This is a genomic window from Mesorhizobium argentiipisi (SeqCode) (genome assembly GCF_037179585.1).
GTDB classification, from domain to species: Bacteria; Pseudomonadota; Alphaproteobacteria; order Rhizobiales; family Rhizobiaceae; genus Mesorhizobium; species Mesorhizobium argentiipisi.
Map to the genome: position 1 here is coordinate 44,597 of NZ_JAPYKO010000006.1, position 20,210 is coordinate 64,806.

Sequence of the window (20,210 nt, forward strand, 5' to 3'; positions counted from 1 at the left end):
GATTTCAGGCCAGCGCGGCGGCGATGGCATGCACCGCCTTCTGCGTCGCCACCGAATAGGCGGAGTTGACGAAATCCGGATAGGTCGAAAGCTTCACCACGACCATCCTGTGTTCCCAGCTCATATGGATCAATTGGCCGAACACGCCGCGGCACATCAGCGAGCGTGAGCGCGAATCCTCGATCCAGAACTGGTTGCGGTAGCTGCCGTCGGGAAGGCTCGGGCTGAAATTCGGCCCGTGCTTGCCGCTGCGCGCCGCCTCGATCCAGTCGGCCGGGATCACGCCGCCGCCATTGTCGAGGATCAGTTGCCCGAAGCGGCCATAGTCGCGCAGCGTCGCGTTGAAGCCGCCATCGGCAAGCGCATAGCCGGCGCTGTCGACGGTGAAGCAGGCGCTCTCGTCGGCGCCGAGCTTCTGCCAGAGTTCTTCCGAGACGAGCTGCGCCAGACGCTTGCCGCTCACCCGCTCCATGATGAAGGCGAGCACGTCGGTCTCGATCGAGCGGTATTCGAACGCCTCGCCATGCGGGCGCGCTCTGTCCTTCAGCCGCAGGATCAACTCAAACAGGTGGGACGGCCACGCGAAGTCCGGATCGCTGCCCGGCGGGATCGGCTTCCAGCCGGTCGCGACATCGACCTGGCCGATATCGGAATAGCGGTCGGTGTATTCCTCGGAAAAGCGCACGCCCGTCGTCATGTCGAGCACGTGCTGCACAGTGGCGCCGGCCCAGCCGGTCTCGCCGAGCTCCGGCAGATAGTCGGTGACCAGCCTGCCCGGATCGATCAGGCCGCGGCCAACCAGGATGCCGCACACCGATCCGGTGACCGACTTCGCCATCGACTGCGACAGATGCAGCGTGCGCTCGTCCATGCCGTTGAAATAGCGCTCATAGACGATCCTGCCGTCCTTCAGCACAAGGAAGCCGTCGGCATAGGTTTCATCGAGCAAGCCGGCAAGCGTCGTCGGCGTGCCGTTGCTGTCGGCCACCGGCAGATCGTCGAGATCCACCTCCGCCCTCTCAAGGCGATGGCGATGGCCGCTGCCGCGCCACACCTCGATGGTCGGCAGGAATTCGCGGATGTGCTGGAAGGCCCAGCGGTTCCAGGGCGGCCGATCCCAATCGAGCTTCGGCGGCACCAGCTTCGGCGGCGAGCCCTGCATGATCGGCGGCCGCGGATCGGAGTTGCGATAGGACGACAAGATCTTCCTCCCCGGTTCACGTCGCCCAAGTGCGTGAGCGGCTTTCGTAGAACGACGTGCATGGAAACAGTCACAAGAAAGGGGAGGCCGGAGCCTCCCCTTTCTTGCGTCGCGCTGTTTTATTTGCGCAGGTTCGTCCAGATCTTGTTGTAGATCTCCACCACGTCCGGCGGGCATGGCGGCACGAATTCCGGCGTCGGCGAGCCGGCCGGAGGGCTGATTTCCGGCGAGTTGGCGAATTCCGCAGGTAGGAATTTGTGGCTGCCGGCGATGCCGTTGTCGTAACCGGCAAACTCGGAGATCAGCGCCGCGTTCTCAGGCGCCATGACGAAGTCCTGGAACAGCTTCGCGTTTTCGAGGTTCTTGGCGCCCTTCAGCACCGCGACATTGTCCATCCAACCTTCGATGCCTTCCTTCGGATAGGCATATTTGATCGCCGGAATCTTCTGCCGCGAACGGTAGCTGGCGCCGTTCCACTGCTCCGAGACGATGACGTCGCCGGAGGTGATCTTGGTGATGGTGTCGTAACTGAAGGTTTTCCACGACGGCTTGGCGGCCGTTAGAATGTCGTTGATTTTCTTCAAATTGGCCTTGTCGGCGCCGCACCGCGGCACGCCGGCATAGCGCTCGGCCGCATGCATGACGGTGTTGACGTCGTCCAGCATGTTGATCTGGCCCTTCAGTTCATCGGGGGGATTGAACAGGATGGCCAGCGTGTTGATGTCGCCCTTGAACTTGTCCGTATTGACGGAGAACGCGGTCGTGCCGAATTGCCACGGCACGGTATAATGGCGGCCGTCGTCCCAATAAATGTTGAGGAAGCGCGGATCGATGTTCTTGCCGTTCGGCATCGCGTTGGGCTCGGTTTTTTCGAGCAGGCCCTCTTCGATCATGATCTTCACAGTGTAGTCGGACGGCACGACGATGTCGTAGCCGGAATTGCCGGCGCGCACCTTGGACAGCATGGTTTCGTTGGAATCGTAGTCGTCCAGCGTCACCTTGACGTTGTACTGCTTCTCGAATTTTTCGATCAGCTTGGGGTTGGTGTAGTCGCCCCAATTGTAGATGTGCAGTTCGCCGTCGGCGAGCGCCGGCACTGCCCATAGCAGAACAGCCGCGGACACGGCCGCCATCATCTTTCCAGACATTTTATGTTCTCCTTGCCTTCCCATTGTTGTGTTGGAGCTCGCGGATCATTTTGCTCGCCGCCGCGCGATCAGGAACGAGACCGAAACGAACAGGATCGACACCAGGAGCAGGATGGTCGAGATGGCGTTGATCTCCGGCGTCATCGGCCGCCGGATCTGGTTCCAGATGTAGAGGGGCAGCGTCGTCTGGCCGGGGCCGGCGACGAGTTGCGTGATGGTGAAATCGTCGAAGGAGACGATGAAGGCCAGCGCCGCGCCCGACATGATGCCGGGAACCAAAAGCGGCAGCGTGATGCGCTTGAAGGCGTTCCACGGCGTCGCATAGAGATCTGCCGCCGCGTATTCCAGCGTCAGGTCCATGTCCTCGAGCCGCGCCCTGATCGGCATATAGGCGAAGGGGATACAGAACACGGTGTGGGCGAGGATCAAATTGCCGATGCCGAAATTCAGCCCGAGCGTGCCTGCGATCAGCGCGAAGAACGAGAGCGTCGCCACCGCCGTGATGATCTCCGGCACCATCAGCGGCAGGTTGATGAGCATGAAAGCCGCGGCGAGCCCGCGCCATGGCTTCACACGCGTCATGCCGATCGCGGCAAGCGTCGCGCAGATGGTCGAGACGATCGTCGCTGTCACCGAGATGATCAGCGTGTTTTTCGCAGCGCTGTGGAACTCCTCGTTGAGGAATGCGCTGCCATACCATTTGAGCGTGACGCCTTCCCAATGCGTGACCAGCGAGCCGCTGTTCAACGAGAAGATCATCAGGATCAGCACCGGCACATACAGAACCAGCAGGCAGATGATGGCGATCGAGCGGAAGCCCGGCTGGTCCTTGATGTCCATGACGCGGGGCTCAGCCATGCTGCACCTTCCCCGACGTGTTGCGGACATAGAAGTACAGCGCCACCAGCACCGCCGCCATCAGAATCAGCGCCTGCGCGCAGCCGAGCGGCCAGTTGCGGCCCGAACCGAATTGCTGCGCGATGAGATCGCCGATCATCAGGTGCACGCCGCCGCCCAGGATCAGCGGCGTCACATAAGCGCCGAGCGCCGGGATAAAGACGAGCAGACAGCCGGCGATGATGCCGGGCTTGGACAGGGGGATGATCACCCGCCACAGCACCTGCCGGCGCGTCGCGTAAAGATCGTAGGCTGCCTCGACCAGGCGGAAGTCGAGTTTCTCCAGGCTCGAATAGAGCGGCAGCACCATGAACGGCAGGAAGGCGTAGAGCAGGCCGAGCTGGATGGCGAAGTTGGTGTAGAGCATCGTGATCGGCCTATCGATCACGCCGAGCGCCAGAAGCGCATTGTTGACAAGGCCCTCGTCGCGGATGATGAACATGATCGCCAGCGTGCGGACCAGGAGGTTCGACCAGAACGGGATGGTAATCAGAAGCACCCACCAGTTGCGCTGCGCCGGCGGCCGCGTCGCCATGAAATAGGCGGTCGGAAAGCCGAGCAGCAGGCAGATGATCGTCGTCACCACCGCGAACAGGAAGGAGCGCAGATAGATGATCAGGAAGTCCGGCGTGAACTGCAGCGTGTCGTCGAAAATGTCGCGCTGGAACAGGAAGTTCAGATAGGCGTCGGTCGAGAACTGCCACTGCACGCCGCCATAAGGCGCAGCGACGAGGAACGAGTAAACGCAGATGATGAGAAGCGGCAGCACGCCGAAAATGCCGATGATGATCAGCGCCGGCAGTGACAAGAGCCGGTTGCGCCGCGCGCTGGTTTTCACCGCCTGGGCTTCAAACAACGCGGCCTTGGAGAGCGGGGCTGAGGAGAGAGCAGCTGTCGTCATCAGTCTTTCAGGACGCGGGCGGCGTCCTCCTCGAACTGGATGCCGACCTTGGCGCCGGTCTCGTACGTCACCGCGGTCGAACGGCTGTTCTGGTGGCGCACGATGAAATTCTCGCCGTCGCCGTCGAGTTTTACGTGGAAATGGGTGTCGGTGCCGAAATAGACGATGTTGGAGAGCGTGCCGGTAATCGTGCCTTTGGTCGGATCGGGAACCAGATCGGCATGCTCGGGACGCACCACCAGCGTCACCTCGCCGGTCGGATTGAAGCCTTCTGGATAGCCGGCACTGATCGTGGCGCTGCTGGCGAATTTGACCGTCGCCACGCCGCCCTGCTTCGACACCACCGTGCCAGGCAGGAAATTCGTTTCGCCGATGAAGTCGGCGACGAAGCGTTCGGCAGGCCGGTCATAGATGTCGCGCGGCGTGCCGACCTGCAGGATCTTGCCGGCCGACATCACCGCGATGCGGTCGGACATGGTCAGCGCTTCCTCCTGGTCATGGGTGACGAAGATGAAGGTGATGCCGGTCTCGTTCTGCAGCCGCTTCAGCTCGATCTGCATTTCCTTGCGCAGCTTGTAGTCCAGCGCCGAGAGCGGCTCGTCGAGCAAGAGCACTTTCGGCTGCGGCGCCAGCGCCCGGGCCAGCGCCACGCGCTGCTGCTGGCCGCCTGAAATCTGGCTGGTGCGGCGGGCCTTCAGCGCCTCCATCTTGACCAGCTTCAGCATCTGAGCGACGCGCGCCTCGATCTCGGCTTTCGGCTTGCCGAGCATCTCCAGTCCGAAGCCGATATTCTGCGCCACCGTCATATGCGGGAAGAGCGCATAACTTTGGAAGACGGTGTTGACCGGGCGTTTGTAGGGCGGCAGCGGCGCGATGTCCTGGCCGTGCAGCAGAATTTCGCCGGCGGTTGGGAAATCGAAGCCGGCAATCAATCTCAGCAGTGTCGTCTTTCCGCATCCGGAGGGGCCGAGCAGTGTGAAAAACTCGTTCTCGCGGATCGACACCGATACCGTGTCGAGGGCGGCTACCTGGTTTTCGCCGGTTCCGAAAACCTTGCGAACACCGCGAACTTCGATCGCGTTCTTACCCGGTTGTTCCGGCACGATTACCCCATTGAGAGCGCCTGCTCTTGTCGGCAGGTGTGTTCCTGTTTGATTGTCACCACAAGCCGGCGGGCTTGGCAACTGCGGAGCAGTGACTCGATCCGAGCCCCTATTCAATTAAGCAAATCCTATGCCATCGTTAGGCTTGGTATGTGACCCTCCCTCCGCAGATGGTGGTCACCGGACGCACGGTGTGCAACGCTTCCGGCGCGGTCGCCTCGATATCGGCCGAGAGGACGACGATATCGGCGAGGTAGCCCTTCTTCAGGCGACCCTTGCGATGTTCGTTGAACTCCGCATAAGCGCCCTCCACCGTGTAGCCCTCTATTGCCTCCCGCAACGAGAAGCTCTGGTCCGGCATGCCTTCTGCCCAAGGTTTGCGCATTACTGCCGCCTGGATGGACAGGATCGGATCGACCGGCGAAACCGGCCAGTCGGACGCGAAGACGACGCGCGCGCCGGCGTTTTTCAGGGTGCGCCAGGCATAGCTCAACGGCCACTTGTCGCGACCGATGCGCGAGATCGTCGGCTCCATTGGGAAGTTCAGCGCGCCTGGCGGATGCGCCGGCTGCATCGAGGCCAGCACACCGAGTTCGGCGAAGCGCGGCACGTCGGGAGCCGTGATCACCTCGATATGCTCGATGCGATGCCGGCTGTCGCGTCGACCGTTCTTCTTCAGCGCCGCCTGGTAGCCGTCGAGCACCGCCCGTACGGCGCCGTCGCCGATCGAGTGCACGGCAATCTGCAGGCCGCGCCTGTCGGCCTCGACCGCCACCTCGGCGAAATGCTCGGGCGAAAACAGCGGCTCGCCGCGCCATCCGGGCCGGTCGGCATAGTCGTCGACCATCACCGCCGTCCAGGAATCCAGCACGCCGTCATAGAAGAGCTTGACCATGCCGGACGACAGCCACTCGGAATTGTAAGTCGCGGCCATCCGCGAGGCTTTTTCCAGCATGTCCAGCTTCATGAAATTCTTGAAGTGGAAGGGGATTTTGGTGCGGCACAGCAGCCGTCCCTCTTTTTCCAGCCCGGCCAGCAGCTCGAGCTGGTAGAGATTGCCGTCCATGTTCTGGATCGAGGTGATGCCATGCTTGGCGCACCATTCAAGGCCGCGGTGCATCAGGTCGCGATCGGCCGTCAGTTCCTTCGCCGACGGATAAGGATCCGGTTCGGCGCCCTCGAGGCCAAGCCGTGTCCGGCTCGCCCCGTAATGGTCGAGGACCGGTCCGAAGGCCTCGCCTTCGCGCAGCTCGCCGGCGGCAAGCCCGTCCGCGCCCATGACGACCTCATTGCCCTGTCCGACCTGCCGGCCATGGAGCAGCCCGGCCTCTTCCAGCGCCTTGGTGTTCGCCCACATCGTGTGGTGGTCCGAAGCCGACATGGCGAAGGGCCGGTCGGGAATGATGCGGTCGAGATCGTGGCGCGTCACTGGCTCCGGCAGAATGGCGTAGTCGACGCCGGCGCCAATCAGAAGCCTGGCGTCCGGCCGCTTCGCCGCGAAATCCTGGATCGCGTCGCGCAGCGCGTCGAAGCCATGCACGCCGGCCAGATGCAGATTGTCGAGCTCGGCCGCGCCGCCGAACAGATGCATATGCGCTTCGATGAAGCCCGGCAGGACCGAGCCGCCTTGAGCGTCGATGACTTTGGTGGCCGGTCCCTTGAGCTCTTCGATGGAAGCGCGGCTGCCGATGGCAATGATGGCGCCGTCCTTGACGGCAACAGCCTCGGCGGCGGGATTGTCGTCGTCCATGGTCAGCACACGGCCGTTGACGACCACCAGATCCGCACCACCATCCCCAACCGACATCGCGACTCCACATTTTGCTGAGTGATCGACAGCGCACGTCCAACGAGCTGCCGCTCCACCGGGACGGCGCCATGGGACAAAAATCGATGCCGATGCGCCGTCTTCGAAATTCCCCTTGTTATCGTTGAAGACAGCGTGGATAAAGAATGCGACTGTTTATTCGCGTTTGTCAACAGCCGGAATTTGGAATGTATAGTGGACTGCACCGCGCGCCGATGGTGGGGCCGAGCGGGGAACGGGGGCGACGAGCAGTGAAGCGCAGTCTCGACCGCAAGACCAGAATAGCGCTCGAACCGCGCAAGCAGCCGCGGCAGCAACGGTCAAGCAAGGTGGTCGACAGGATTCTCGATGCGGCCCTGATCCTGACGCGGGAGCAAGGAACCAGAACGCCGACGACGCTCGCTATCGCGCAGCGCGCGGGCCTGTCGGTCGGTTCGGTTTATCAGTACTTTCCCAACAAGGAAGCCATTCTTCTGGACCTGGCCCGGCGCTGGCTGTCGTCTTTTCCTCAGGTGATCCAGAAGCGCATCAACGCCCCCCGGCCAACCAACCGTGAGGAGTTTCGGCGCGAAGTGCGCAAGCTCTTCATCGACACATCCAGGCTCTATCTCGACAACGCCACGCTGATGCCGGTGATCGAGGCCATATCCGGCAACGCCGACCTGAGGCCGATCCAGGACGAATATGACAAAGACATCATCGCCCTTTACGCCGCGTGGCTGCAGCATGTGAATCCGGCTCTTGAGGACAAGGTCGCCAGCCGGCTCGGCGTGCTGATGATGGAAGTCGGCCATGTCTGCCGGCTTGTTGGGCTGAAGCGGGACCGCAGGACATACGACCTCATCGAGGACGATGTGGAAGCCATGTGGCTCGCTCTGGTCAGCCCTCATCTCAATCTCGAGTGATTTAGCACTTCCAACCGATTTCGCACTTCCAGGGGAGTTTCCATGAAAACTGTCTATTCGCCACTTCATGCCGGCCATTCAGGCCAGATGGAACTGGTCACGTCGGCCATCGTGCCGGGTTTCGAGAAGCCGTCGCGGGCCGAATTCATCAAGGCGCGGGTGGAGAGCGAGAAACTCGGCCCGATCATCGGACCGGTCGAGCATGACCTCGCCGCCGCGAAACGTGTGCATGAAGCCCCCTACATCGATTTCCTGCCGACGGTGTGGCTGGAATGGGTCGCCGCCGGCTTCACGGGATCGGCCATGGGTTTCACCTGGCCGACGCGCGGCCTGCGCGGCGACGTGCCGCCGAAGCGTATCGATGCCTTGCTCGGCTATTACTCCTTTGATGCCGGCGCCACCTTCGTCGAAGGCACCTGGGCGGCGATCAAGTCCTCCTATGACGTGGCGCTGACCGCCGCCGCCCTGGTCAAGGGCGGCGAGCACACCGCCTTCGCGCTCTGCCGTCCGCCCGGTCATCATGCCGGCGCTGCCTTCATGGGCGGCTATTGCTTCATCAACAACGCTGCAGTCGTCGCGCAATGGTTCCGCGACCAGGGCGCAGGCCGTGTCTCCATCCTCGATGTCGACTACCATCACGGCAACGGCACGCAGGAGATCTTCTATCGCCGCGGCGACGTCCAGGTGCTCAACCTGCATGGTGACCCGATGGTCGAGTATCCGTTCTTCCTTGGCCATGCCGACGAGCGCGGCGAAGGCGAAGGCGAAGGCTTCAACATCAATTACCCGATGCCTTTCGGCACCGATTGGGACGGCTGGAGCGCTTCGCTGGAGGACGCCTGCGCCAAGCTCACGGCCTACGCCCCCGATGTCGTCATCGTCTCGCTAGGCGTCGACACTTTCGAGAAGGACCCGATCAGCCAGTTCAAGCTGAAGAGCGTCGACTATCCCAAGATCGGTCGCCGCATCGCCAAGTTCGGCCTGCCGACATTGTTCGTCATGGAAGGCGGCTACGCCGTGGAAGAGATCGGCATCAACGCCGTCGGCGTGCTGACCGGCTTCGAGGATCGCTAAGCCATCTCCTGTTCAAGCCATACGCTCCCGGATGCAACCGGGGGCGTATTTTTTTACGACCTCGCCTCGAAATCATCGGCTCAATTCAGCTTTGAACCACGCCAAATAACGCGAAGACCGGCTGCTGAGTCGCAATGCGAGTCCATCGGAATCGATTTTGTCAAATCGCGTTTGATGTCAGATTCATCTGCGGGTAGATTAGACCCGAATCAGCCGGTCCACGGGGGCGCGGCGACCACCCAAAGTCTCGAGTCCGGCGCCAGGCCGGCACCAGACGCGGACGGTTTCGCGTTCCCTAGAAGGATTCGGCGCGGTTGGGCGCCGTTCGCGCCCGTGAGTGTGTCTTCGTAAACGTGACGCGTTTCGGGTCCGGCCGTTGGTTTTGCCAGCACCGGGCACAAGGATCGATTCCGGCAAGAATCCAAGAATCAAAATGAGCAGTCCCGCCGCGCTTCTCCAACCCGACGCTTCAGGCTCGCGCCTGACGTCGCGCGGCGATCTCACTAGTTTCTTCATGCAGCTTGCCGCCGATATCGGCGCCGACAGCTACATGCTGGTCGCTATCGTGCACGACCAGGACCGCAACGATGCGCGCATCGTCTCCTCCAACTGGATCTTCGACGCCATAGAGCTGATCGGCAAAAGGTTGATTGCCAATTTGGCGCTGGGTCCCTTGACCGTCGCGCCGGGCGTACGTCCGAAGCCGTTGGTGGCCGCGCACGCGCCTGACGCCGGCGCATTGCTGACCGGCGAGGAAGCCCGCCTGCTCGACGTGCTTGGCCACGCCGAGATCTATTCGCTGCGGCTCAATGTCGGCCGGCAGCGCCTGTTCGTGCTGTTCTCGGCCGCCGAGGCGGGCAAGATCGACCTGGCCGCCCTGATGAAGGCGCAGATCAAGTGCTGCTATGCGCTTTCCAGCATTCCGCAGCTGATCGCGGCGGCATCCATGCAGGATCCGCTGTCGGACCGCGAGCGCGAATGCCTGTTCTGGGTCTCGGAAGGCAAGACCACCGATGAGGTGGCCGTCATCCTCGGCGTCTCGTCGAACACCGTCAACAGCTACATCACGCACGCCATCCAGAAGTTCGCGGCCAGCAACCGCGCGATGGCGATCGCGACGGCGATCAGGAGCGGCATCATTTGAAGCACGCACAGGTCAAAGAGGCGGCAGCCGCCCTTTTCAACGATCAGCACAATCCCTTCGGCGCCTTCTCGCTTGGCTCGGAGACCCACCACGCCGTCACCATTCCCGATGCCGTGCGTCGCTGCCGCTGGATCGCCGTCGATATCAATGCCTCAGCCTTCGGCCTCTATTTCGTCAGCCCCTCGCCCGAGCGCGCGCGACTGGTCGCGTGTTTCGATTCCGAATATCCCGGCACCGCGGTCGCCACCAAGTTCATTGCCGGCGCCAATGGCGAGGATATGGTGCGCCACAGCCGCCTCTCGACGGCGCCGCGCTGGTGGACCGACGACGGCGCCGCCGGATCGCGGCAGGCCTTTCAGTCGCTCGCCTGGGCCGAGCCGACCGCGCCGCTGGCGCCCGGCACCAACGGCATCGCCTTGCCGGTGCATGCCGATCGCGGGCAATGCGGGTTGGTCGTCTTCCTGGGCTCGGAGATCGCGCTGTCCGACGACACGCTTTGCGAGATCCACGCCCGCTCCTTCGAGCTCTTCGCGGCCGTCGCGCGCATCCGCCCCAGCGACACCGGCCGGATGCGCTCGATCTCCAAGCGCGAGCTCGAATGCCTGAAACTAACCGCCAACGGCAACACCAGCGAGGAGATCGCCAAGCTCCTCAAGCTCTCGGTGCATACCGCCAACCAGTATCTCACCCAGTCGACGCAGAAGCTCAACGCGGTCAACCGCAACCAGGCGGTCGCCAAGGCGTTGCGGCTCGGCTTGATCGAGTGACGTCACGCCTGCGGCGCTGAACGTGCCGCGGCTAGAGCATGTCACCCGAAAGTGGGAAACCCGGTTTCGGGGCAAAGACATGCGCAAAAGCAAAAGCCTAAAGCGCATGGAGCGAATCTGAAGGATCGCGACGCGCTTTAGGTCGGCTCGCCGCCATCAATCATCAGGGGAATGCCAGCGGCTCGGTCCTGCGGATACGAGCCTCTTCGATCGCGTCTTCGAGCAAGGCCGTGTTGTGCTCCGGCGTCTCGCCAGGCTTCTCGAACGACACGTAGTTGACCACCACGGATGCTTCGTGCTCGGTCAGCGTGAGCTGGAAGTAAACCGTCACGCCGCGCGGCCGCAGCTCCAGATCGAGCACGATGCGCGGGCTGCCGCTCCAGTCGACATGCGCCTCCGCGCCATGGCCGAGCCGCAGCGTCCCCGGCCGGAAGTAAAGCTCGACCGCCGAATCCACGAGGTCCGACAGGCAGGCGAGATGCTCGAGCCGGATGAACGCGATATAGTCGGCAACGTCGATGAGCCTCAATTCGCCCACCACGGGCTCGATGGCGCTGGCGACGATCAGCTCGCGGGAGTTGGCGTGTGGTTGCCGGTCCATGGATTAGCGGCGTCCGTTCATTGGGTTGCTTTGCGCGCGGCCTTCTTCGAGTAGACGATCCGCACCAACTCGGCGACCGCCTGGTAGAATTGCGACGGGATCACGCTATCAACCGAAACTTGCTTGTACATGGAGCGCGCGAGCGCGACGTCCTCGAAGATCGGGATGTTGTTCTCCCTGGCGATCTCGCGGATTTTGAGCGCCACCAGATCCTGCCCCTTGGCCAGCACGATCGGCGCGGAATCCTCCTCGCGCACATATTTCAGCGCGATTGAATAGTGCGTCGGGTTGGCGATCACCAGCGTCGCGCGCGGCACGGCCGTCATCATGCGTCTGCGCGCCCGGTCGCGCGCCAGCGAGCGCAGCCGCGACTTGACGATCGGGTCGCCTTCCGACTGCTTCAACTCGTCCTTGACCTCCTGCTTGGTCATGCGCAGGTCGCGTCGCCAGTGGAAGCGCGACCAGACAATGTCGATCACTGCGATCACCCCCATGACGAAGACGATCGCCACGAGGATGTCGACGAAGATGCCGCGGATGACCAGCCCGAACGAGACCGGATTGGTGATCATGCCGGCAAGCAGCTTGCGATGATCTTCCGAGAGCGTGAAGCTCAGCACCGCGATCGCAAAGCCGAGTTTGGCCAGCGACTTGAGGAACTCGACCCACCCTTGCATGCCGAACATCCGGGTCCATCCCTTGGCGATCGAGATGCGCGACAGCTGCGGCCTGATCCGCTCGCCGACGATTTGCGGCATGTTCTGGAAGACCGAGGCGCCGATGCCGGCAACCGTCAAGAGCGCCAGCAGGCTGACGACGGCGCGGCCGATCTCGGTCATCACCTGCTTGTAGAGCGAGATGACGTCGGTCTCGGTATCCATCGGCCAGGCTTCCGGCTTTTCCAGGAACGTCGACAGGAACATGCCGAGATCGACGATCGCGTCCTTGGCGTAGAAAACGGCGAAAACCAGTATGGCGAGGAAGGAGGCAAAGATCGCGGTCTCACGCGAATGGGGCAGCTTACCCTGTTCGATCGTGTCGCGGATCTTCTTTTCTGTGGCTTCCTCGGTTTTGGAATCCTTGTCGACCGCTTCAGCCATGGCGCTCTGACCGGGTGGTTATCGTCAGGCGGCTTCGGCGGTGGCGGCCTGCGTCGAGGGCAGCTCGAAAGCTCCTTCGCGCGACAGCCGGATGGCGGCAACCGATATTCTCTTGCGCGCCGCCATGATGTCGGCAAGCGCAATGCCTTCCGATCCCTGTCCGAGTTCGGATTCGATCATGCGGCGGGAACGCGCGCCGATCGCCGACAGCGCCGATTCTGCGAGCTCCGGTGGCGCGCCGCGCAGCGCCAGCGTGACGAGTTCGGTCGACAGCCCGTCGAACAGCAGGACGCGCGCTTTCTGCGGCAGCAGCGGCAGATCGTCGAAGGCGAACAGCCGCGACTTGACGCCGGCGAGATCGGGCGTGCCGGCCTGCTCCAGGTCATGCATGAGTTCGTCCAGTTCGGGCTTCGCCATTTCGTTGAGCATGCTGGCGACGCGCTCCTGGCCGGCCGTGGTGTCCCGGCTGGCCTTCTGCGACAGCACGCTCACGCGCAGCTGGTCCTCGACGATCCTGGACGCCACGTCCGGGATGTTGGCCATCGTGACCATTCGCTTGATGATCTGGCTGCGCATCGGCTTTTCGATCGTCAGCAGCACGTTGGCGGCCGTCTGCGGCGCAAGCTTCGACAGCACCATGGCCGACGTCTGCGGATGCTCGCCGGCAAGGAAGCTGCCGAGCCGCGACGGCTCCAGCTTCTCGAGGTCCGGCCATATCGGCGGCGGTCCTTCCGGGACCGGCTCGAACTTCCTCTCGCCCATGATGGCGCTCATCTCCTCGGGCGACAGCGATTCGTTCAGGATCGTATCCATCCGATCGGCTGAATCGAGCAGGCCGGCGCCCTCGGTGAATTCGGCTTCGAACTCGGCGACGATGCGCTCCAGATCGGCCTGCGGAATGGTGCGTAAGAGACGCGCGCCCTCGATCAGCGCCTTCAGCTCGTCCTGCTTGAAGAATTTGAGCAGGCGGCTGGCCGCGGGCTTGCCCATGGCCACCAATATGGCTGCCGCCTTTTGCGGACGTGTCAGCGCCAATGCCGTCGTCATGCGTGTTGCCCTCGCTGCCGATTGGTCCGCCGGTCGACCATTGTCAGGCGCTCTTCGTCGCCGCGATGATCTCGGTAAGCCGGATGCCGAAGCGCGTCGGATCGCTTTCCAGCACCGTGATCTCGCCGCGCGCGATCTTGCGGCCGTTGACCACGACGTCGACCGGCTCGCCGATACGGCGATTGAGCGCGACCGTGGAACCCTTCTGCAGCGCCATCAGCTCCGACACGGGCATCTCCGTGCTGCCGAGGATGATCTGGACGTCGACCGGAATGGTCATGATGATGGAGGAATTGGCACTCGACTGAAGGGTGGCGTCCGGACGCCTCTCCTCTTCCCGCAGCACGCCGCGCAGTTCCTCGATGGCGCGGTCGAGTTGCTCGTCGGGCTGATCGGGTTCGGCTTCCATCTTGGTTTTTGCCATCTGTCGTCTCCATGATTCCCGTGCCTGGCGTCAGCCCGGCATCAGTCCGTCGATGAAATCCTGTCCGGCATCATGCGGATGGCTGATGCGGACGGTGTAGTTCTGCCCCAACTTGCCGAACTCGCAGACAAACAGTGTCTTGTCGCGGGCGCTGAGCCTGGCGTTGAGCTGGGCGTTCTCCTCCAATTCGATCACCTGGCCGGGCTCGAACGCGGCGAGGTCGCCGAGCGTCAGCCGAGCGAGCGGCATCGTCGCTTCGAGCCGGACGGTCGAGCGCATCACCTCTTCGGAGAAGCGGGCCCGCCAGTCGAATTCACTGGCTTCGCCTTCTTCGGTTCTGGCGGTGGCTCCGCGCGTAGACAGAAGGACGCGTTGCGGAATCATCACCGTGATGGTCCCGGTATCCGTCGGCGTGGAGACACCGAACACGATGCGGACCGCGGCGCCGTCGCGCAGCACGCGCCGCCTCGCCTCGCCGCCCGACGTCGCCTTTGGCACCGGCAGGCGCAGCTCGAGCGAGCGCTTGCCGGATCCGTTGAGCGCCGCCGCGACCTCCTGGAACACGATGGTCGCGACATCGGCCTCGATCTGCGACAGGTCGCGCTCGATCGGCGCCACCGGCTGGTCGGGATCGCCGCCGAACAGCGCGCTCACCATGACAGCCACCGCGTGCGCATCCATCACCAGCGTCATAGCGTCGGCCGAGGCCGGCGAGGACACGATGGTCAGCGCAAAGGCATCTCCGGCGCGTGAACGCGCCTCGGGAACGCGGGCGACCTCCACCACTTGCAGATCGACGGTCACCGGCGCGCCGAGCTCTGCGGCAAGCGCCTTCTGCAGCAACGGCAGCGCCCGCTCGGCCATGCCGCGGCCAACACCGATCACCTGCGCCGCCTCGCCGCTGTCGCCGACGAGCCGCTCGATGATCAAGGCCCGCGTTTCTGACGGACTGGCCGGACTGGTCATGACGGCAGGCGGCCCTGTCTGCGATGCTGCATGCTCAGGCCGCCTTCTTCTCGGCGGTGCCGGCGTTCATGGTGCTCTGCTCCACGGCATCGATCGTCGGACGTTCGTAGGAGGATATGGTCTTGCGGCCGAATTCGATCGCCACCTGCGGCAGGGCCCCGTTCATATACGCAAGCAGCGTCTGCTTGACGATGATGTAGAGGCGGTTCTTCTTTTCGCGCACCGTCTTGATCTTGGTGGCGACCGGACCGACCACCGCATAGGACAGGAAGATGCCGAGGAAGGTTCCAACGAGTGCGGCGCCGATCAGGCCGCCGAGGATTTCCGGCGACTGGTCGAGCGCGCCCATCGCCTTCACCACGCCGAGCACGGCCGCCACGATGCCCAGCGCCGGCAGGCCGTCGCCGACCGCGACCATCGCGTGATAGGCCTTGAGCTTGTCGCTGCGGATCGTCTGGATCTCCTCATCCATCAGCGCTTCGATCTCATGCGAGCGGGCATTGCCGATGATGATGATGCGGCAGTAGTCGCAGATGAAATTCGTCAAGTCGTGGTTCTTGAGCACGGTCGGAAAGGCCTGGAAGATTGCGGACTCTTCCGGATTGTCGATATGCGCCTCGACCTCGCTGCGCGACTTCGAGCGCAATTCGCGCATCAGACTGTGCAGCACGCCCAGCGTCTCGAGATAGTCGCGCTCCTTCGGCACCGCCTGCTTGAAAGCTTCGAGAATGCCCTTGCCGGTGTCCTTGACCGTCTTCATCGGATTGGCAACGAGGAAAGTGCCGAGCGCCGCGCCGCAGATGACCACCGCTTCCCAAGGCTGCAGCAACACGTGCAGATGCCCGCCCATAGCCATGAAGCCGCCGAGAACGCAGCCGAGCGTCACCACAAGTCCAATCAGAATGCCCACGACAGGTCCTTCCGCACGTCACGTCGTGATCAGGAATAGTCGCCGTGCCTTGTGTGAGGCTTGAATCGCAGGCAGCGGAAGCGATTCAGCTTCGCGCAAGGAAGTGACGCTATTGTGCGGGGATAGCTTCGGCCGGAGGCACGCCCTTTGCTTAGTACCTACCTCAGCTACCAGTTGATCGCCAAAGACATCCCCAAGTCTATCGCCCGCATCGAGCAGCAGCCGACGGTCGATCGCGACACCCAATACTATCTGGCCAACATCACCAAGGTGAAATCGATCGACGATTTCGTCAAAAACGACCGCCTGTTCAAATACGCCATGAAGGCTTACGGGCTGGAGAACATGGACTATGCCAAAGCCTTCATGGTCAAGGCGCTCAAGGAAGGCGTCTCCGATCCCAACAGCTTCGCCAACAAGCTGACCGACAAGCGCTACGCCCAATTCGTCCGCGCTTTCAACTTCGCGGCGGATGGCGCCGATGCGACGGTCTACAATCCGGCGCAGCAGCTGGTCACGAAGAACTACGCAATGCAGGCTGAGATCGCCGGTCTCGACCCGGATTCGGACTATGTGAAGGGCGAGACGACATATTATCTCGCCAACATCACCAAGGTGAAATCGGTCGACGACCTGATGTCGAACGACCGGCTCTACACCTACGCGCTGGCCGCATTCGGTCTCGACTCCGCCACCGAAGACAAGGACCTGATCAGGCAGGTCCTTGAGGGCGGTGTGCGCGATCCGGACAGCGTTGCCAACAAGCAGACCAACAAGGCCTATGCCGGGCTGGCCTCGGCCCTCAACTTCGAGCAGTACGGCGCAAATGCCACCACCTATGTTCCAGCGCAGCAGCCGACCGTCGACAAATACCTGCGCCAGACCTTGGAAGAGGACGCCGGCCAGACCAACGAGGGCGTGCGGCTGGCGCTCTATTTCCAGCGCAAGGCGCCGGACATCACCAGCTGGTACGACGTGCTGGCCGACACCGCTTTGGCCAGCGTGGCGCGTACCGCGCTCGGCCTGCCCGATTCCTTCGCTACCGCCGACATCGACAAGCAGGCGCAGCTGTTCGAGCAGAAGCTCGACATCAAAGACTTCACCGACCCCGAGAAGCTCAGCAAATTCCTGACCCGCTTCACCAGCATGTACGAGATCAACCACCCCACCTCGACAGCGGTGACGTCGGTCAGCGTGCTCTTCGCGCAGCCGACCAGTGTCGGCATATCCACCGACCTGATGATGGCCATGCAGCAGTTGAAGTTCTGAGAAGATCATGCAGGACAGCCTTTACGTCGCCCTTTCCTCTCAGATCGCGCTCGAGCGCCGTCTCGACACCATAGCCGACAACGTCGCCAACGCCTCGACCATCGGCTTTCGCGCCACCGGCGTGAAGTTCGAGGACGTGGTCTCGGGCACCGGGCCGAAGTCAGTTTCCTTCGCCTCTTCCGGCAAGACCTATCTTTCCGGCGCGCATGGCGCGTTGACCGAAACCGGCAACCCATTCGACTTTGCCGTGCAGGGCGATGCGTGGTTCGCCATTGACACGCCCGCCGGCACGGTGATGACGCGCGACGGCCGCTTCTCCATGAACGAGAACGGCGAATTGATGTCGATCGAAGGCTACCCGGTGCTGGACGCCGGCGGCGCCCCGATCCAGCTCGATCCGCGCAACGGCCCGCCCAAGGCAGGCGCCGACGGCTCGCTCAGGCAGAACGACCAGCTGGTCGGCGCCATCGGCCTCTACAATTTCGACCCCGGCGAGAATTTCGTGCGCTATGGCAATTCGGGCATCGTTCCGGCGCGCACGCCCGAACCCGTCACCGATCGTTCGGACGTCGGTATCGCTCAAGGATTTCTGGAAGAATCGAACGTCAACCCGGTGCTGGAAATGACCCGGCTGATCCAGGTGCAGCGCGCTTTCGAGAACACGGCGGCGCTGATGCGGCAGGCCGATTCCTCCACCGACGACGCGATCAAGACGCTCGGCTCGAAGTGACCGCATGACGACCGGCTCGTCCCTGCTGCGCGCCTCCGAGAACCCGCCGGATACCGAACGGACCGACAGGCTGGCCGCGCTCGAACGCGTCTGGCGGCGGTTCGACGATCCGCAGGCGCTGCTTGCACGCGGCGGCCGCGTCGCCGAGATATCGCCGACGCATTACAAGGTCCGGGGCCTGTCCGGGATTGCCAGGCTCGGCGACATCGTCGAGCAGCGCGGCAAGGCCGGCGCGCGACGCGGCGAGATCGTCAAGATCGGCAGCGACGAGGTGGTGGTCGCGCCCTTCGAACGCAGCGCCGATGCGGGCATCGGCGACGCCGTCTTTCGCCGCGGCCCGCTCGCGATCACCCCGCACGTCTCCTGGCGCGGGCGCGCCATCGATGCCTTGACCCGCGTCATTGACGGCGGCCCGCCCTTGATCAGGCCGAATGCCGCCGAGGTCGCGCACGGCGCGACGCCGGGCGCCCTAGCGCGCCAACGCGTCGGCACCGGCTTCCTCACCGGCGTCAGAGTGATCGACATCTTCACCCCGCTCTGCTTCGGCCAACGGCTCGGCATCTTCGCCGGTTCCGGCGTCGGCAAGTCGACGCTACTTGCCATGCTTGCCGGCGCCGCGGCCTTCGATACGGTGGTCGTGGCGCTGATCGGCGAGCGCGGCCGCGAGGTGCGCGAATTCCTCGAGGATACGATCGGCGCCCAGAGCATGGCCAAGACCGTCGCCGTCGTCGCCACCAGCGACGAAAGCGCCATGATGCGCCGGCGCGCGCCCGACACCGCCATGTGCGTGGCCGAGCATTTCCGCGACCAAGGCCATCGCGTGCTGCTGGTGCTCGATTCCATCACCCGCTTTGCGCATGCGCTGCGCGAGGTGGCGACCGGAACGGGCGAGCCGCCGGTCGCGCGCGGCTATCCGGCCTCGGTTTTCACCGACCTACCGAAGCTGCTCGAACGCGCCGGGCCTGGAGCCGAGGACAAGGGTTCGATCACCGCCATCATTTCCGTGCTGGTCGACGGCGACGACCATAATGATCCGGTCGCCGATTCGGTGCGCGGCATTCTCGACGGCCACGTCGTGCTCGACCGAGCGCTCGCCGAGCAGGGCCGTTATCCGCCGGTCAATCCACTGTCGTCGATCTCACGCCTTGCCGACAAGGTCTGGAGCGCCGAGCAGCGCATGCTGGTGACAAAGCTGAAATCGATGATCGCACGCTTCGAGGACACGCGCGACATTCGCCTGCTGGGCGCTTACCAGAGCGGCGCCGACGCCGAGCTCGACAACGCGGTGCGCCAGGTGCCGCTGATCTACGAGGCGCTCACGCAATCGCCGAGGGACCGCGCGTCGGCCGATCCGTTCGCCGACCTCGCCCGCCACCTCAAGGGGAAGCTGAATGGCGATCAAGGAGACTGAGCTCCAATACACCGAGCGCATGTTGCGTGACATGCTTGCCGAGGCCGAGAGGGCCGAGGCCGACGCGGCAAGGATTACCAAGGACAGGGCCGCGCGCACCAAGATGGAACAGGCAACGGCACTTCTGACCAGAGCCGACAGGTCGTATCCGCCGCGGACATCCACCGCCGAGACCGCCGATGTCGCACAGGCCAGCCGCGATTCCCTGCTCGACGGCCTTTTCCCCCGCACCGAATGGCCGGAGCCGCCGAAAGCGCAGTTCCCGCGCCTGGCTGACAAGAGCGCCGACCGCCGCAGCGATTTCGTCATCGCCGCGCTCGGCATCACGCTCGGCCTGATCTGCGCGCTGTTTCCCTGGTACATCTTCTTCAACCAGGAGCAGTTCGGCGTTCAGGCCATCAAGTTCGGCGGCAGCGGCAGCAACTCCGGACGCGAGGGCGGCGGTGTCGTGGCCGAACGCGGCGGGCCGCTGACGGCCAAGGACGTTCCCAATGCCGATATCGACCTCTTTGCCACCGGAACGGTTGAGGACGATCCCACGCCGGCGCCCGGCGACCAGCCCTTCCCCGCCGCCGCTTCGGAATTCAAGATGGTGCATGTCGCCAATGGTCGCGCCATGATCGAGGACGATACCGGTCTGTGGCTCGTGCAGCGCGGCTCTGTCCTGCCCGATTCCAGCCGCGTCGCCTCGATCGAACAGCGCGGCGGCAAATGGGTGATTGTCACCAGCACCGACAAGGTGATCCAGCTCTCGAAATAGCCGCGCCGGGCACAAGCCCATCCCGCGCAAGGTCCGCGCAAGACT

The 20,210-nt window shown here is 63.5% G+C and carries 20 protein-coding genes; 8 read left to right on the forward strand and 12 right to left on the reverse strand.

Annotated elements, in window-relative coordinates:
- Positions 1 to 4: 4 nt before the first annotated feature.
- The 6 genes from O7A05_RS11240 to O7A05_RS11265 all read right to left on the reverse strand — a co-directional run bounded on the left by O7A05_RS11240 (position 5) and on the right by O7A05_RS11265 (position 7,057).
- Positions 5 to 1,201: a serine hydrolase domain-containing protein gene (locus O7A05_RS11240; protein ID WP_337093140.1), complete on the reverse strand. Its 1,197-nt coding sequence runs from the start codon at positions 1,199 to 1,201 to the stop codon at positions 5 to 7.
- 119 nt (positions 1,202 to 1,320) lie between these two features.
- Positions 1,321 to 2,349 (reverse strand): extracellular solute-binding protein, encoded by a 1,029-nt coding sequence (locus O7A05_RS11245; protein WP_337093141.1) that lies wholly within the window; start codon positions 2,347 to 2,349, stop codon positions 1,321 to 1,323.
- Between the two features lie 45 nt (positions 2,350 to 2,394).
- Complete coding sequence (locus O7A05_RS11250) at positions 2,395 to 3,207, reverse strand: ABC transporter permease (RefSeq protein ID WP_337093142.1); 813 nt, start codon at positions 3,205 to 3,207, stop codon at positions 2,395 to 2,397.
- The gene (locus tag O7A05_RS11255) at positions 3,200 to 4,147 is read right to left on the reverse strand and encodes an ABC transporter permease (RefSeq protein WP_224707850.1); all 948 of its coding nucleotides are present in this window, start codon (positions 4,145 to 4,147) and stop codon (positions 3,200 to 3,202) included. The genes O7A05_RS11250 and O7A05_RS11255 overlap by 8 nt, the downstream gene beginning before the upstream one ends.
- The gene (locus O7A05_RS11260) at positions 4,147 to 5,250 is read right to left on the reverse strand and encodes an ABC transporter ATP-binding protein (protein ID WP_224707849.1); all 1,104 of its coding nucleotides are present in this window, start codon (positions 5,248 to 5,250) and stop codon (positions 4,147 to 4,149) included. Before O7A05_RS11260 ends, O7A05_RS11255 begins: the two co-directional genes overlap by 1 nt.
- Before the next feature lie 139 nt (positions 5,251 to 5,389).
- Entirely contained in the window at positions 5,390 to 7,057 is a 1,668-nt protein-coding gene (locus tag O7A05_RS11265) for an amidohydrolase (RefSeq protein ID WP_337093143.1), read from the reverse strand.
- Positions 7,058 to 7,308: 251 nt separating this feature from the next.
- On the opposite strand from O7A05_RS11265, the gene O7A05_RS11270 reads away from it, so the two are divergent.
- The 4 genes from O7A05_RS11270 (at position 7,309) to O7A05_RS11285 (ending at position 10,947) form a co-directional block, all read left to right on the forward strand.
- Entirely contained in the window at positions 7,309 to 7,962 is a 654-nt protein-coding gene (locus tag O7A05_RS11270) for a TetR/AcrR family transcriptional regulator (RefSeq protein WP_337093144.1), read from the forward strand.
- Positions 7,963 to 8,004: 42 nt separating this feature from the next.
- Positions 8,005 to 9,036 carry a histone deacetylase family protein gene (locus O7A05_RS11275; protein ID WP_337093145.1) on the forward strand — a complete coding sequence of 344 codons (1,032 nt, stop codon included), beginning with the start codon at positions 8,005 to 8,007 and terminating at the stop codon, positions 9,034 to 9,036.
- A gap of 433 nt (positions 9,037 to 9,469) precedes the next feature.
- Complete coding sequence (locus O7A05_RS11280) at positions 9,470 to 10,180, forward strand: helix-turn-helix transcriptional regulator (protein ID WP_337093146.1); 711 nt, start codon at positions 9,470 to 9,472, stop codon at positions 10,178 to 10,180.
- Positions 10,177 to 10,947: a helix-turn-helix transcriptional regulator gene (locus O7A05_RS11285; protein ID WP_337093147.1), complete on the forward strand. Its 771-nt coding sequence runs from the start codon at positions 10,177 to 10,179 to the stop codon at positions 10,945 to 10,947. Before O7A05_RS11280 ends, O7A05_RS11285 begins: the two co-directional genes overlap by 4 nt.
- 163 nt (positions 10,948 to 11,110) lie before the next feature.
- Here O7A05_RS11285 and O7A05_RS11290 read toward each other — a convergent pair whose 3' ends face one another.
- From O7A05_RS11290 to motA, 6 genes are read right to left on the reverse strand one after another with little or no spacing between them, the layout of a single operon-like run.
- Entirely contained in the window at positions 11,111 to 11,548 is a 438-nt protein-coding gene (locus O7A05_RS11290) for a hypothetical protein (protein ID WP_337093148.1), read from the reverse strand.
- Positions 11,549 to 11,565: 17 nt separating this feature from the next.
- The gene (flhB, locus tag O7A05_RS11295) at positions 11,566 to 12,648 is read right to left on the reverse strand and encodes a flagellar biosynthesis protein FlhB (RefSeq protein ID WP_337093150.1); all 1,083 of its coding nucleotides are present in this window, start codon (positions 12,646 to 12,648) and stop codon (positions 11,566 to 11,568) included.
- Positions 12,649 to 12,672: 24 nt separating this feature from the next.
- Positions 12,673 to 13,695, reverse strand: coding sequence for a flagellar motor switch protein FliG (locus O7A05_RS11300; RefSeq protein WP_337093151.1), 1,023 nt, complete (start codon positions 13,693 to 13,695; stop codon positions 12,673 to 12,675).
- Between the two features lie 43 nt (positions 13,696 to 13,738).
- Positions 13,739 to 14,119, reverse strand: a complete 381-nt coding sequence (gene fliN / locus O7A05_RS11305; protein ID WP_337093152.1) for a flagellar motor switch protein FliN — start codon at positions 14,117 to 14,119, stop codon at positions 13,739 to 13,741.
- Positions 14,120 to 14,149: 30 nt separating this feature from the next.
- Positions 14,150 to 15,085 (reverse strand): FliM/FliN family flagellar motor switch protein, encoded by a 936-nt coding sequence (locus O7A05_RS11310; protein WP_337093154.1) that lies wholly within the window; start codon positions 15,083 to 15,085, stop codon positions 14,150 to 14,152.
- A gap of 34 nt (positions 15,086 to 15,119) precedes the next feature.
- The gene (gene motA / locus O7A05_RS11315) at positions 15,120 to 15,995 is read right to left on the reverse strand and encodes a flagellar motor stator protein MotA (RefSeq protein WP_337093155.1); all 876 of its coding nucleotides are present in this window, start codon (positions 15,993 to 15,995) and stop codon (positions 15,120 to 15,122) included.
- 147 nt (positions 15,996 to 16,142) lie between these two features.
- Between motA and O7A05_RS11320 the strand changes: the two genes are divergently transcribed.
- Genes O7A05_RS11320 through O7A05_RS11335 form a run of 4 tightly spaced genes read left to right on the forward strand, consistent with a single transcriptional unit; the run spans position 16,143 to position 20,165 of the window.
- Entirely contained in the window at positions 16,143 to 17,264 is a 1,122-nt protein-coding gene (locus O7A05_RS11320; protein WP_224603900.1) for a DUF1217 domain-containing protein, read from the forward strand.
- Between the two features lie 7 nt (positions 17,265 to 17,271).
- Positions 17,272 to 17,994, forward strand: coding sequence for a flagellar basal-body rod protein FlgF (gene flgF / locus O7A05_RS11325; RefSeq protein WP_337093157.1), 723 nt, complete (start codon positions 17,272 to 17,274; stop codon positions 17,992 to 17,994).
- 4 nt (positions 17,995 to 17,998) lie between these two features.
- On the forward strand, positions 17,999 to 19,405 hold the full coding sequence (fliI, locus tag O7A05_RS11330) for a flagellar protein export ATPase FliI (protein ID WP_337093158.1): 1,407 nt from the start codon (positions 17,999 to 18,001) through the stop codon (positions 19,403 to 19,405).
- A complete protein-coding gene (locus O7A05_RS11335; RefSeq protein ID WP_337093159.1) occupies positions 19,386 to 20,165 on the forward strand; it encodes a hypothetical protein in 780 nt (259 codons plus the stop codon). Before fliI ends, O7A05_RS11335 begins: the two co-directional genes overlap by 20 nt.
- Positions 20,166 to 20,210: the final 45 nt, after the last annotated feature.